Raw genomic sequence first — 12,696 nt, forward strand, 5'->3', positions numbered from 1 at the left:
ATGGGCTCCTCTTACTTGGCGCGGGCGCGGTAGACCGTGTCGAGCCAGACGGCGACGACAAGAACCATGCCGACCACGATGCGCTGGAACGGGGTGTCGATGCCGACCAGCACCATGCCCGACTGCAGCGATTGCATGACGAGGGCGCCGAGCATGGCGCCTGCGATTGTGCCCATGCCGCCGGCAAGCGAGGTGCCGCCGATAACGGCTGCGGCGATGGTGTAGAGTTCGTCGAGCTCGCCCTGCGCGTTGGTTGCGGCATTGAGGCGGGCGGTGGAGATGGCGGCGGCGATGGCGCAGAGCATGCCCATCAGTGCGAAGATCTTCACCGTTACCCAGCGCGTCTTGATGCCGGCAAGCTCGGCGGCTTCCTGGTTGCCGCCGATCGCGAAGACGTAGCGGCCGAAGCGCAGGCGCGTCGAGATGAAGGTCATGACGATGCCGACGAGGATGGCGATCAGCACCGGTACGGCGATGCCGTGCGGGATGAACAGGCCGCCTTCCGGCCAGGCGATGCCGTTGGCGTCGGCATATTTGCGAGCGATGGCGACCGGCCAGGGATAGCTGTTGACGACAGCGACGGCGCCGAGCACCAGGGCGCAGCCGACGGCGGTGAGGAAGTACTCGGCCCACATCGGGCGCTGCGGGAAACCGAAGCGCTGGCGCTGCTTGCGGGAATTGATGATAGTGGCGACGATGGCGATGCAGGCGAGGATGCCGACGATCCAGCTGGCGGTGGCGCCGATCGAGCCTTCCGTACCGCCGCCCATCAGGCGGAAGGTCGCGTCCATTGGGGCGACGGTGCGGCCGCTCGTCACGAACCAGGTGGCACCGCGCCAGACGAGCAAGCCGCCGAGCGTGACGATGAAGGAGGGCACGTTGAGGAAGGCGATGATGGCGCCGTGCAGCGCGCCGATGCCCGCGCCGAGCAGGAGGCCGGCGAGGAGGGTGATGATCCAGGTGGCGGGATGGTTGAAGCCGAGCAGTTGCGGCAGCAGTTCCGCCTGCAGCACGCCCATGATCATGCCGACGAATCCGAGGATCGAACCGACGGAGAGGTCGATGTTGCGCGTGACGATGACGAGCACCATGCCGGTCGCCATCACGGCGACGGAGGCGGTCTGGACCGAAAGGTTCCACAGGTTGCGCGGCGTCAGGAACAGGCCGCCGGACAGGATGTTGAAGCCGATCCAGATGATCAGCATGGCGCCGACCATGCCGAGCAGGCGCGTGTCGATCTCGGTCGCGCGGAAGAAGCGCTTGACCGGGTTCTCGCCCGCCGATCGCGCGCGATTGGCATGCGTGGTATTCGTGATGTCGGCCATGGCTTTGCCGTCCCCCCACTTTTGTTGAACGTGTCGTTCGGGCGTGGTCCGAGGTTCCGGCGGCACGGACGGAAACCCGTTTCCCACCTCCCTCATTCCGCTTCGAGGATTTTCGCCGCCTCATCCTCTGCCCGCTGTCCATCTTGCGCAAGCGCCGCAACGGAAGCCGCTGCGGCGCCTGGGATGGTCAGGTCAGTACCGGATCATTGCCTGTCAGTTGCAGGCTGCGACCGAGCCGGCGGCGACGCCCTGGCACGCGGTTTCCTTCGGGATCCAGCCGGCGTCGATGACGACGTTCAGGTTGTCCTTGGTGATCGGCAGCGGGGCGAGGAAGACCGACTTCATTTCGACGCCCTTCGGGCCGCCGTTGAAGGTGGTGACGCCTTCGATCTCGTCCATGGTCTTGCCGCTGGCGAGCGAGGCAGCGATTTCCGCCGCGCGCTTGCCGAGTTCACGCGAGTCCTTCCAGACGGAAACGGTCTGTGTGCCGAGCGCGACGCGGTTCAGCGCAGCGTGGTCGGCATCCTGGCCGGAGACCGGGACGGAGCCGGCAAGGCCCTGGGCGGCCAGTGCCGCGATCGCACCGCCGGCCGTGCCGTCGTTCGAGGCGACGACCGCGTCGACCTTGTTGTCGTTCGCCGTCAGGAACTGCTCCATGTTCTTCTGGGCATTTTCCGGCTTCCAGCCATCGGTATAGGCTTCGCCGACGGTCTTGATCTTGCCGGCGTCGATCGCTTCCTTCAGCACTTCCTGCTGGCCAGCGAAGAGGAAGTCGGCGTTCGGGTCGGACGAGGAGCCCTTGATGAAGACGTAGTTGCCTTCCGGCTTCACCTTGAACACTTCGCGGGCCTGCATGCGGCCGACTTCCTTGTTGTCGAAGGTGATGTAGAAGGCGGCCGGGTTTTCGATCAGGCGGTCGTAGCCGACGACCGGGATGCCTTCCGCGGCAGCCTTTTCGATGGCCGGGCCGATCGCTTCAGAGTCCTGGGCGAGAACGATGATGGCGTTGGCGCCCTGGGCGATCAGCGATTCGACGTCCGTCAGCTGCTTTGCGGCGGACGACTGGGCGTCAGCTGAAATGTATTTGTCGCCGGAGGCTTCGAGCGCTGCCTTGATGGCGGCTTCGTCGGTTTTCCAGCGCTCTTCCTGGAAGTTCGACCAGGAAACGCCGACCACGAGGTCCTTGGCGTGCGCTACGGAATGCAGGGAAACGATGATGGCAGCCCCTGCCATCAGCTTCAGAACGAACTTCATAATATCCTCCCAAGTGAACACCGACCGCCTGGGCGAACCTCCCGCCCAATCAACGACCGGCCACGATCTACTGTCTCGATACCCCTCCCGATGGCCTCGGGACTTTTTTCTCGACAGTCGAGAAAATAAATGTCAGAAGTTTCGAAGGCTGTCAACACGGCTTGAAAGGCCTTGAACGACGGCGTGACAGATGCTTTGGGAGGGGCATGTGTTGCATCCTGTGAAAGCGAGCGGAAACCGACGATGCTGACCAAGTCGAGCACGGAGCTTGTGCGTCAGCAGAACAGTGCCTTGGTGCTCGCCTCGCTGCGCCGGCATGGTCCGCTTGCCCATACCGATATTTCCCATCATACGGGCCTCGCTTCGGCGACCGTATCGGTGATCACGGCGGAGCTGGAAAAGGCCGAGGTGCTGGAACGGCGCGAACAGCTGGCGTCGGCCTCGCGCGGGCGGCCGCGCGTCATCTTCGGCCAGCGGCGCGATGCCGGCTACCTTGCGACCGTGCGCATCTCTTCCGACATGGTGCAATATTCACTCGCCGACTATGGCGGCACACTGCTCGACCGGTTCGAGGAGCCACGCAACCATGCCGATACCGCGACGCGGCCCTTTACCGAAGCCTTCGTGGCCGCGCTCGACAAGCTGGCGGACCGGTCCCGGATCGACCGTGGACAGGTGCTGGTCGTGTCGATCAGCAGCAAGGGCCTCGTCGATCCCCAGACGGCACGGCTCGTCTGGTCGCCGGTCTTCGGCGCGCAGCAGGTGGATTTTGCGGCGCTGTTGCAGCCGCCCTGGCGGGCGAAGATCCTCCTCAGCAACGAGACGCTGCTCGTCGCTCATGCCATGGCGCTGCGCATGGAGAAGGCAGGCGCGCGGGATCTGCAGGCGGTTGCCGCGCTCTCGCTCGGCCACAGCATCGGCCTCGGCATCGCGCGGTTCGACCGGTCGGGGGAACTCTCGGTGACGGCGCCGAATTTCGGGCACATGCTGAACTCGTCGGATGGAAAACTGTGTCGCTGCGGTGCGCAGGGCTGCATCGAGGCGTCCGCGGGCTTCTACGGCATCCTGCGCACCGCCTTCGAAGTGCCGCCGGATACGATCCCGGCGAAATTCGTGCCGCTGGCCGAGATGGACAAGATCGCGCTGCGCGCCCGGCAGGGCCACCGCATGTCGGAATATGCCTTCCGCCAGGCGGGCCTTGCGCTGGGGCAGGGGCTTTCGCGTGTCGTCAGCCTCTACGAGAACATGCCGATCGCCATCACCGGTCCCGGCACCCGCTATTTCGATCTCCTCCAGCGGGGGCTCGAAGAGGGGCTTGCACAATCGCAGCAGGTCCGTCTTTTCGGCGCCCCGCCGATCTCCGTCGTGCCGGAGGAGGCCACGCTGGTGCTGGAAGGCCATCTCGACCGCGCGCTGGCGGAGATGGACCATGATGTCATCGTGGCGCGGACGGTTGGAGACTGACGGAGAAGGGTGGGGCGGAGGCCCAACAAAAAGACCGGGCGAAAAATCGCCCGGCCAGTTGCCTTGGGAGGCGGTGCCCGTCAGGCGACGGAGATCTGGCGCTTTTCCTCGACCGACTTCACGGCTGCATCGGCCAGTGCGAGGGCTGCGAGGCCATCGGCGCCGGAGGGCGAGATGGTCGCGCCCTTCTCGATGGCGGCGATGAAGCTCGCGATCTCGTTGGCATAGGCTTCGGTGTAGCGGGTCATGAAGAAATCGTGCAGCGGCGGGCGGGTGTAGCCGTCGCCGTTGGCGATCTCGATGGAGACCGGACGCTGGTTTTCGGCTGACACCATGCCCTTCGAGCCGTGCACCTCGATGCGCTGGTCATAGCCGTAGGTGGCGCGGCGCGAGTTGGAGATGACGGCCTGCTTACCGGATTTCGTCTGCAGGATGACCGAAACGCTGTCGTAGTCGCCGGCCTTGCCGATGTCGGGATCGACCAGCACGGCGGCGGTGGCCGAGACCGAGACGACCTCTTCGCCGAGCAGGAAGCGGGCCATGTCGAAGTCGTGGATCGTCATGTCGCGGAAGATACCGCCGGAGCGCTTGATGTAGTCGACCGGCGGGGCGCCGGGGTCGCGCGAGGTGATGGTGACCATCTCGACATCGCCGATGCGGCCGTCATCGATCGCCTTGCGCACGGCCATGAAATGGGGGTCGAAGCGGCGGTTGAAACCGACCATCAACTTGCCCTTGGTCTCGTCGACCACCTTCATGCAGGCCTTGACGCGCTCGACGTCGAGATCGATCGGCTTCTCGCAGAAGATGGCTTTCCCCGCGCGTGAAAAACGCTCGATGAGGTCGGCATGGGTGTCGGTCGGGGTGCAGATCACGACGGCGTCGATATCCTTGGCGGCCTCGATCGCCTCGATGGTGCGGACTTCGCAGCCATACTGCTTGGCGATCGCGTCGGCGGCGGCGGGGAAGGCATCGGCAACGGCGACGAGCACGGCATCCGGATTGCCGGTTACGGCCTTGGCGTGGACCTTGCCGATGCGGCCTGCGCCGAGAAGACCAAATCTCACAGTCATCTTCATTCTCTCTGGTGTACCGGCCTTGCCGGCGGGAGGGGCGGGGCGATGCGCTCGCCCCGCAACGGCGCCGCGGAAAACCCGCGGAATAGGAACTATGTCTTGCGCTTCTTCTGCCGGTAGACGTCGACGACGACAGCGGCGACGATGATCACGCCCTTGACGATCTCCTGGTAGAAAGCATCGACGCGCAGGAAGGTAAAGCCCGAAGTCATGACGCCGAGGATGACGGTGCCGATGACCGTGCCGGTGATGCGCCCCACGCCGCCGGCAAGAGAGGTGCCGCCGATGACGGTCGCGGCGATGGCGTCGAGTTCGTACATCACGCCCATGCCGGCCTGGGCTGTCTGGGCACGTGCCGCGGTGACGACGCCGGCAAGGCCTGCGAGTGCGCCGGCGATGGCATAGACCTTCACCAGGTGGGATTCGACGTTGATGCCGGAGACGCGGGCGGCCTGCACATTCGCGCCGATCGCATAGGTGAACTTGCCGTAGCGGGTATAGCGCAGCGCGATGTGGAAGATGACCGCGACGACGAGGAAGATCACGACGGGCCAGATGCCGGTGCCGATGAAGTTGAACTGTTCGGTGAGGCCCGAAACCGGCTGGCCCTTGGTGTACCACTTGGAGATGCCGCGGGCGGACACCATCATGCCGAGCGTGGCGATGAAGGGCGGGATTTTCGTCTTGGCGATGAGTTGGCCGTTGATGAAGCCGGCGAGCAGGCCGACGCCGATGCCGAGCGCGACCGGCACGATGACCGGCAGGTCGGTCAGCGAGGGATAGAGCGCGCGCGGCCAGGTCGAGGCCTGTGCCAGCGAGGCGGTGAACATCGCCGTCATCCCGACCACCGAGCCGGAGGAGAGATCGATGCCCCCCGTGATGATGACCTGTGTGACGCCAACGGCGATGATGCCGATGACGGAGACCTGCAGGATGATGATCGTCAGGCGCTGCGGGTTCATCAGGAAGCTCTGACCGACGAAGATCCAGCCGAGGATTTCGTAGACCAGCGCGATGCCGATGAGGACGAGAAAGATGTTGAGTTCCGGCGGGAGCCGGCGGGCAGATTTCTGCGCGGAGCCTTGAGCCTGCGCGGCGGAATTCGTGCTCATGATTACCTCCCTTGCGGCGCCACGGCCGCCGTAAAATTTACTGGGCAGCCAGTTCCATGACCTTGACCTGCGTCGCTTCCGCCCGGTCGAGAATGCCGGTGACCCGCCCCTCGTGCATGACCATGACGCGGTCGCTCATGCCGAGGACCTCGGGCATTTCCGACGAGATCATGATGACGGCGACGCCGTCGCGGGCGAGCTCCGTCACGAAGCGGTGGATTTCCGCCTTGGCGCCGACATCGATGCCGCGCGTCGGCTCGTCGAGGATCAAGATGCGCGGATTGGTGAGCAGCCAGCGGCCGATCAGCACCTTCTGCTGGTTGCCGCCCGAGAGGTTCTCGATGCGCTCGGACAGGTTCGGCGTCTTGACGCGCAGCTTCCGGCTCATCTCCTCGCAGACCTTGGTCAGTTCGCCCTCGGCGACAAAACCGTTCTTGACGAACTTGTCCTGAAGCACGGCGATCTGCATGTTTTCGAGGATATCGAGGATCAGCAGACAGCCGGTGTCCTTGCGGTCTTCTGTCAGGAACGCCATGCGGTGCTTGATCGCCGTGTTCGGGCTGTCGATGTTCACCTGCTTGCCGTTGATCGAGATCGTGCCCGAGGTCGCCGGCGTCACCCCGAAGATCGTTTCGGCGACGTTCGAGCGGCCCGAGCCGACGAGGCCGGCAAGGCCGAGGATTTCACCGGCGCGCACATCGAAGGAGACGTCGTGGAACACGCCCTTGAGGGTGAGGTTCTTGACCGAGAGGACAATGTCGCCGATCGGCACCTCCTCCTTCGGGAACATCTGGGTGATCTCGCGGCCAACCATCATGCGGATGATGTCGTCGCGCGTCACGTCCGAGGAGGCGTGCGTGCCGATGTACTTGCCGTCGCGGAACACCGAGAACTCGTCGGCGATCTCGAACAGCTCGTTCATCTTGTGGGTGATGTAGACGATGCCGATGCCTTGCGAGCGGAGGTCCCGGATGATGGTGAAGAGGTGCTCTACCTCGCGCTCGGTCAGTGCCGAGGTCGGCTCGTCCATGATGAGCACGTCGCTCTCATAGGACACGGCTTTTGCGATCTCGACCATCTGGCGGTTGGCGACGGAGAGGTCGCGCACCTGCACTTCCGGGTCCATCGCGATGTTGAGGCGCTTGAAGAGGGCGGCGGTCTTGCGGTTCATCTCGCCGTGGTCGACGAAGCCGAAGCGGTTCTTCGGCTCGCGGCGGATCCAGATGTTCTCCGCCACCGTCATGAACGGCATCAGGTTGAGCTCCTGGTGGATCATGGCGATGCCGTTTTCCAGCGCATCGAGCGGCGATTGCAGGCGGATCTTCTGGCCCTTGAGCAGTACTTCACCCTGGTCGGGCGTATAGATGCCGGCAAGGATCTTCATCAGTGTGGATTTGCCGGCGCCGTTCTCGCCCATCAGGGCGTGCACGGTGCCGCGCTTCAGCTTGAACTCAACATCGTCGAGCGCAACGACGCCCGGAAATTCCTTGCGGACACCTTCCGCAGACAGGAGATATTCAGCATTCGGAATGGCGCCGCTTGCACGAACCGCGGCCATGGTGGTCGGACTGACCATCGTCCCCTCCCTCCCGGAGCAACCAGAAACGGGTCGGACGCGCGCACGCTTGCGTGCGCGCGTCCAGAGCAGTCTGAAGGTTTTCAGCGACCGGCGGAGCCGGTTAGTTCTTCGCCTGGTAGTCGGCGATGTTGGCCGGGGTCACGAGCTGGAAGGGAATGTAGACCTTGGTTTCCACCTTCTCGCCCTTTGCCAGTTTCAGCGCGGCATCGACCGAACCCTTGCCCTGGCCGGCGGCATCCTGGAACACCGTCACGTCGAGGTCGCCGGCCGCCATGGCGGCGAGGGCGTCCTGCGTGGCGTCGACACCGGCGACGACGACGCTGTCCATCGAACGGCCGGCGGCCTTCAGCGCCTGGATGGCACCGATTGCCATTTCGTCATTGTTGGAGATGACCGCGTCGAACTCGAGACCGGCGGAGAGCCAGTTGGTCATGAGGTCCGACCCTTGCGTGCGCGACCAGTTGGCGGTCTGCTCCTCGACGATTTCGAGGCCCTTGCACTCGTCGGTGGCGATGACGTCCTTGACGTCCTGGGTGCGCATGCGCGCGGCCTGGTTGGACAGTTCGCCCATCATGACGACGACCTTGCCCTTGCCGTTGAGCAGGCGGCAGACTTCCTTGGTTTCCAGCGTGCCGGATTCCTTTTCGTCGGAGGCGACGAAAGCCTGCTTTTCCGGCAGTTCGTTGACGTTGACCGGCTCGCGGTTGACGTAGACGAGCGGAATGCCAGCCTCTGCGGCGGCCTTGGACATGGCGGCGGTCGCGTCGGTATCGACGGGGTTCACGATGATGGCGCTGACGCCTGACGCGATGAAGTTCTGGATCTGGCTCTGCTGCTTTGCAACGTCGTTCTGGGCGTCTTCGATCTGAAGATCAACGCCGTCGAGCGTCTTGGCATAATCGGACATGCCGTTGCGCAGAACGGTCAGGAAGTTGTCGTCGAACTGCGCCATGGTCACGCCGATCGTTTCGGCATGGGCGGCGGTGGACATCATTGCGGCAAGCGCCGTGCTCAGAATGAATTTTTTCATGTCGTTCTCCTCCTCAACGTGGCGTCCGGCAGCGCCACCCGATTGTCCGGACAGCTGGCCCTTGCGGGGCAGCCGGCCCCTTGCTCCTCCCGGGAGGCAAAAGGCCAAAACAGAATAAACAAACCGCGAATTCCGTATTGCGGAATGTTTATTCCATTTTCTGTCCGGGACGTCAAGCCCGTTCCATTTTCAGGATCGGGAATCCTGCAGACCCTGGGGAAAAGGGCCGGTGGATAGGTCGCCGGCACCACCTGGTCTAGATGTTTTCGCGCAGGAAGCCGACGCTCTGTGCCACGGCCGCCCTGGGGTCGGGGACACCGTGCACGTCCGGGGAGAAGGGCTCGAAGGAGAGCGGTCCGGTATAACCGGCAGCGAGCAAGGCTTTGATCTGTCTTATGTTTCCAAGCCGGTCTTGCGGGCCGACGAGGACGCGATGACCATCGCGCATGGCCGGGACCGTGATGTCGGCGTCCTCGACGCCGGAAATGTGGACGAGGCCGGTGAGCTCCGCGAAGAGGTCCGGTTCGCCGGCGAGATGATGATGGAACGTGTCGTGCACGAGACGGAATATCTGTTCCCCGCCGATGGCCCTGATCGCTTCGACCGCCTCGCGCTTGGAGCGCAGCGAGCAGATTTCGAAGCCGAGCGGCTCGACGAGGCCGATGATTCCGGCCGCAGCCAGCATCGGTTTCAGGGCGATGAGCGCTTCGGCGAGGTTGGCCTGCCGTTCGCCGTCGGCCTGCCCGGTGCCGTCGTTCTTCGGCACGAGCACGAGCGCGCGGGCACCTGCCGCTGCCGCGTAGTCGATCAGCTCCTTGGCCTCGGCGGCGCGGGCGTGTGTCCATTCGTTGAAGCGCTGGAGTGCGTTGATCGAGATGATCGTGACGCCGTGACGCTCGGCGAGCGCTTTCACCTCGGCCGGCGCGGTGCCGTCCAGGATGGCGTTGCCATTGAGGTCGTTGCGGATCTCGACCTTCGTCATGCCGAGCGAGACGGCGAGGGCGAAGAAGGCGTCGAGTTTCAGCGCGGGCGCTGTCATGTGGTTGAGAGCGAAGTCAAGGGGCGGCATGGAATGGGGGTCCTCCGGTCTTCGAGGCTGCCGACAGGGCCGCCTCGTATGCACGCATGAGGATCGGGAAGCGCTTGGCGGGCGTCAAAGCCGAAGGTGCCGGCCACGCCCTCATCGCTGACAGAATTCATCGAGAAGATGATGGAAAACCATCAATTCCTCTGTCAGATATTCTCCGGAAGGAAAATGTCGAAGGGCAGGAAGGTCTGCCCGGGTACGGCGGCATCGCCCTTTTCGATGGCCGTTACCATCAGCGAGACGAGCTCGCGGCAGAGGGTGGGCAACGGCGTGCTGATCGCCATGGTGACGACGTCGTCCGCAAGGCCGGCCTTCGATTCGGGCGTCAGCTCGTTGACGATGAGCTGGATCTTTCCGCCCAAACCCTCTTCACGGATGGCGGAAATCGCGCCTTCCATGCCGCCGCCGGCAACATAGAGGCCGACGAGATCCGGGTGCTGGGCGAGCAGGTTGGCGGTCGCCTCGTGGGTGATCTCGCTGGTGTCGAGATTGACGAGCGTGTCCAGCACCTCGAAGCCCTCGCCCTTCTCACGGAAGAAGGAGCGGAAGCCCATCTCGCGCAGTTCGTGGCCATGGAAGCGATGGCTGCCGACGAAGATCGCCACTTTGCCGGGCCGACGGGCGCCGCGGGCGATCATCCAGGCCGCGGTGCGGCCAACCTTCATGTTGTTGAGGCCGATATAGCCCTGGCGCACGTCCATGGCGAAGTCGGAGAGCAGGCAGAAGAGGGGAATGCCCCGGTTCTTCAGGTCCTCCACCATTGTGGTCGTCGCCGGATAATCAGGGGCGACGACGGCAAGCGCCTGGTTGCGGGCCGATAGCTGCCGCAGCATCTCGGTCATCGCCGCCGGTGTCTGCGCATTGATAAAATCGATCTGCGGCACGATGCGCGCCGTGGTGCAGGCATTGCAGGCGATTTCGATCTCGCGTGCGAAATTCTGGTAGAAGGCCTGGCCCGGGCGCTGGAAGCTGAAGCCCAGCCTGTATTGTGGCAGGTCCTCGAAAACCCGCTGCCGGATCAGCCCGATCGCGTGATAGCCGATCGTATTTGCAGCATCGTAGACGCGCCGTGCCGTTTCCTCGCGCACCTTGTGGCGCCCGTTTAGCACGCGGTCGACCGTTGCCACGCTGACGCCGGCGGCTTTCGCCAGATCCGTAATGGTGGGCCGCGATGCCATGTCCCCTCCCTGAAATCTTTCCATCATAACTGGATGATGTTGAATGATGTGTTTTGACGCATTCTATCATGGCAGGATTGAGGGATGCAGGCAAGGACGGTATCGTTTGTGCATCAGGCAAGGCGGGGCGTGCAGGTGACGCCGCAAGGGAGGATACGAGGGATGAAGCCGACGAAGCGGGACTACAGCCTTCTTGGCCGTGACGCCGAGGCCGCCGTGGCCAACGGCCTGGCCGCTGCCGAGTGGTATCACACCGAGATCGCCCGCAAGGAGATGAAGGCGCTGATGCAACGCGGCGACGGGCCGGCGATCCGCGATACCGCCATCTGGCTCGGCACCATGCTGGTCACCGGCGCTGCCGGTATCTGGCTGTGGGGCAGCTGGTGGGCGGTGCCGTTCTTCCTCGTCTATGGCGTACTCTATGGATCGGCCTCCGACAGCCGCTGGCACGAATGCGGCCACGGCACGGCCTTCAAGACGATGTGGATGAACGACGCCGTCTACCAGATCGCCTGTTTCATGATCATGCGCAATCCGGTGACCTGGCGCTGGAGTCACACGCGCCACCACACGGATACGGTCATCGTCGGCCGCGATCCCGAGATCGCCGTGATGCGCCCGCCGGATCTCGCGCGCCTCGTGCTCAATTTCTTCGGCCTGCTCGATGCGTGGCATGCCGTCATCGACATGCTGCGCAACGCGGCGGGCGTGATGAGCGCGGCGGAAAAGAGCTTTATTCCCGCCTCCGAGCAGCCGAAGGCGATCCGTATCGCCCGTATCTGGCTTGCCATCTATGCCGCGACCATCGCGCTCTGTTTCGCGCTCGGCTCCATCCTGCCGGCGATGCTGATCGGCCTGCCGCGGCTTTATGGCGCCTGGCACCATGTGCTGACAGGTCTCCTGCAGCATGGCGGCCTTGCCGACAACGTCATCGACCACCGGCTGAACAGCCGAACGGTCTACATGAATCCGGTCAGCCGCTTCATCTACTGGAACATGAACTACCATGTGGAGCACCACATGTTCCCGATGGTGCCTTACCATGCGCTGCCGCGGCTGCACGCCATGATCAAGCACGACTTGCCGGCGCCGAACCCGTCCATGTGGCACGGCTATCGGGAAATGATCCCCGCCTTCCTGCGCCAGCTTCGCAACGAGGACTATTTCCTCAAGCGTGATCTGCCCGCGACGGCGCGGCCCTACAAGGAAGAATTCCACAGCGAGGCGGCCGTCGCGGCCGCCGAATAATCAGCACGCCACCGGAGGAGAGACCATGAGCGACACCTGGGTAGAAGTCTGCGCAGCGGACGAGATCGACGAGGAGGACGTCGTCCGCTTCGACCATGCGGGCCGCACCTTCGCGATCTATCGCAGCCCGGAAGACACCTATCACGCGACGGACGGGCTATGCACCCACGAGAAGATCCACCTTGCCGACGGGCTGGTGATGGATCACATCATCGAATGTCCCAAGCACAACGGCCGCTTCGATTACAAGACCGGCGAGGCAAAGGGCGCCCCGGTCTGTGTCGACCTCAAGACCTATCCGGTCAAGGTCGAGGGCGGTACGGTCTTCATCGGGCTCTAGCTT

General features: G+C 63.9%; 11 protein-coding genes. 3 read left to right on the forward strand and 8 right to left on the reverse strand.

Annotation, left to right across the window (positions count from 1 at the left end; translation table 11 throughout):
* Positions 1-11: 11 nt before the first annotated feature.
* Positions 12-1,325 carry a sugar ABC transporter permease gene (locus AKG11_RS12605; protein ID WP_050744120.1) on the reverse strand — a complete coding sequence of 438 codons (1,314 nt, stop codon included), beginning with the start codon at positions 1,323-1,325 and terminating at the stop codon, positions 12-14.
* Between the two features lie 213 nt (positions 1,326-1,538).
* On the reverse strand, positions 1,539-2,579 hold the full coding sequence (gene xylF, locus AKG11_RS12610; RefSeq protein WP_024270851.1) for a D-xylose ABC transporter substrate-binding protein: 1,041 nt from the start codon (positions 2,577-2,579) through the stop codon (positions 1,539-1,541).
* Between the two features lie 243 nt (positions 2,580-2,822).
* Between xylF and AKG11_RS12615 the strand changes: the two genes are divergently transcribed.
* Entirely contained in the window at positions 2,823-4,043 is a 1,221-nt protein-coding gene (locus AKG11_RS12615) for an ROK family transcriptional regulator (RefSeq protein WP_050744121.1), read from the forward strand.
* 80 nt (positions 4,044-4,123) lie between these two features.
* On the opposite strand, the gene iolG is transcribed toward AKG11_RS12615, so the two are convergent.
* The 6 genes from iolG to AKG11_RS12645 form a co-directional block, all read right to left on the reverse strand.
* Positions 4,124-5,116 carry an inositol 2-dehydrogenase gene (gene iolG / locus AKG11_RS12620; protein ID WP_050744228.1) on the reverse strand — a complete coding sequence of 331 codons (993 nt, stop codon included), beginning with the start codon at positions 5,114-5,116 and terminating at the stop codon, positions 4,124-4,126.
* 95 nt (positions 5,117-5,211) lie between these two features.
* Positions 5,212-6,231, reverse strand: a complete 1,020-nt coding sequence (locus tag AKG11_RS12625; protein ID WP_023513838.1) for an ABC transporter permease — start codon at positions 6,229-6,231, stop codon at positions 5,212-5,214.
* 37 nt (positions 6,232-6,268) lie between these two features.
* On the reverse strand, positions 6,269-7,807 hold the full coding sequence (locus AKG11_RS12630; RefSeq protein ID WP_050744122.1) for a sugar ABC transporter ATP-binding protein: 1,539 nt from the start codon (positions 7,805-7,807) through the stop codon (positions 6,269-6,271).
* A gap of 103 nt (positions 7,808-7,910) precedes the next feature.
* A complete protein-coding gene (locus AKG11_RS12635; RefSeq protein ID WP_023511953.1) occupies positions 7,911-8,840 on the reverse strand; it encodes a sugar ABC transporter substrate-binding protein in 930 nt (309 codons plus the stop codon).
* 256 nt (positions 8,841-9,096) lie between these two features.
* Complete coding sequence (locus tag AKG11_RS12640; protein WP_050744123.1) at positions 9,097-9,909, reverse strand: TIM barrel protein; 813 nt, start codon at positions 9,907-9,909, stop codon at positions 9,097-9,099.
* A gap of 164 nt (positions 9,910-10,073) precedes the next feature.
* Positions 10,074-11,105 carry a LacI family DNA-binding transcriptional regulator gene (locus tag AKG11_RS12645; protein ID WP_024270177.1) on the reverse strand — a complete coding sequence of 344 codons (1,032 nt, stop codon included), beginning with the start codon at positions 11,103-11,105 and terminating at the stop codon, positions 10,074-10,076.
* Positions 11,106-11,267: 162 nt separating this feature from the next.
* Here AKG11_RS12645 and AKG11_RS12650 point away from each other — a divergent pair, with 162 nt between their 5' ends.
* Together AKG11_RS12650 and AKG11_RS12655 are read left to right on the forward strand one after the other, a co-directional pair.
* Positions 11,268-12,353, forward strand: coding sequence for a fatty acid desaturase family protein (locus tag AKG11_RS12650; RefSeq protein ID WP_050744124.1), 1,086 nt, complete (start codon positions 11,268-11,270; stop codon positions 12,351-12,353).
* Positions 12,354-12,378: 25 nt separating this feature from the next.
* Positions 12,379-12,693 carry a MocE family 2Fe-2S type ferredoxin gene (locus AKG11_RS12655; RefSeq protein WP_024270176.1) on the forward strand — a complete coding sequence of 105 codons (315 nt, stop codon included), beginning with the start codon at positions 12,379-12,381 and terminating at the stop codon, positions 12,691-12,693.
* The last annotated feature ends 3 nt before the right edge of the window (positions 12,694-12,696 follow it).

Source organism: Shinella sp. SUS2 (genome assembly GCF_001262505.1).
GTDB lineage: Bacteria > Pseudomonadota > Alphaproteobacteria > Rhizobiales > Rhizobiaceae > Shinella.

What these genes read in the sequence shown, in the direction of transcription:
- AKG11_RS12605 (WP_050744120.1), bottom strand. Translation starts at nt 1,325, where the DNA reads ATGGCCGACATCACGAATACCACGCATGCCAATCGCGCGCGATCGGCG.
- xylF (WP_024270851.1), bottom strand. Translation starts at nt 2,579, where the DNA reads ATGAAGTTCGTTCTGAAGCTGATGGCAGGGGCTGCCATCATCGTTTCC.
- AKG11_RS12615 (WP_050744121.1), top strand. Translation starts at nt 2,823, where the DNA reads ATGCTGACCAAGTCGAGCACGGAGCTTGTGCGTCAGCAGAACAGTGCC.
- iolG (WP_050744228.1), bottom strand. Translation starts at nt 5,116, where the DNA reads ATGACTGTGAGATTTGGTCTTCTCGGCGCAGGCCGCATCGGCAAGGTC.
- AKG11_RS12625 (WP_023513838.1), bottom strand. Translation starts at nt 6,231, where the DNA reads ATGAGCACGAATTCCGCCGCGCAGGCTCAAGGCTCCGCGCAGAAATCT.
- AKG11_RS12630 (WP_050744122.1), bottom strand. Translation starts at nt 7,807, where the DNA reads ATGGTCAGTCCGACCACCATGGCCGCGGTTCGTGCAAGCGGCGCCATT.
- AKG11_RS12635 (WP_023511953.1), bottom strand. Translation starts at nt 8,840, where the DNA reads ATGAAAAAATTCATTCTGAGCACGGCGCTTGCCGCAATGATGTCCACC.
- AKG11_RS12640 (WP_050744123.1), bottom strand. Translation starts at nt 9,909, where the DNA reads ATGCCGCCCCTTGACTTCGCTCTCAACCACATGACAGCGCCCGCGCTG.
- AKG11_RS12645 (WP_024270177.1), bottom strand. Translation starts at nt 11,105, where the DNA reads ATGGCATCGCGGCCCACCATTACGGATCTGGCGAAAGCCGCCGGCGTC.
- AKG11_RS12650 (WP_050744124.1), top strand. Translation starts at nt 11,268, where the DNA reads ATGAAGCCGACGAAGCGGGACTACAGCCTTCTTGGCCGTGACGCCGAG.
- AKG11_RS12655 (WP_024270176.1), top strand. Translation starts at nt 12,379, where the DNA reads ATGAGCGACACCTGGGTAGAAGTCTGCGCAGCGGACGAGATCGACGAG.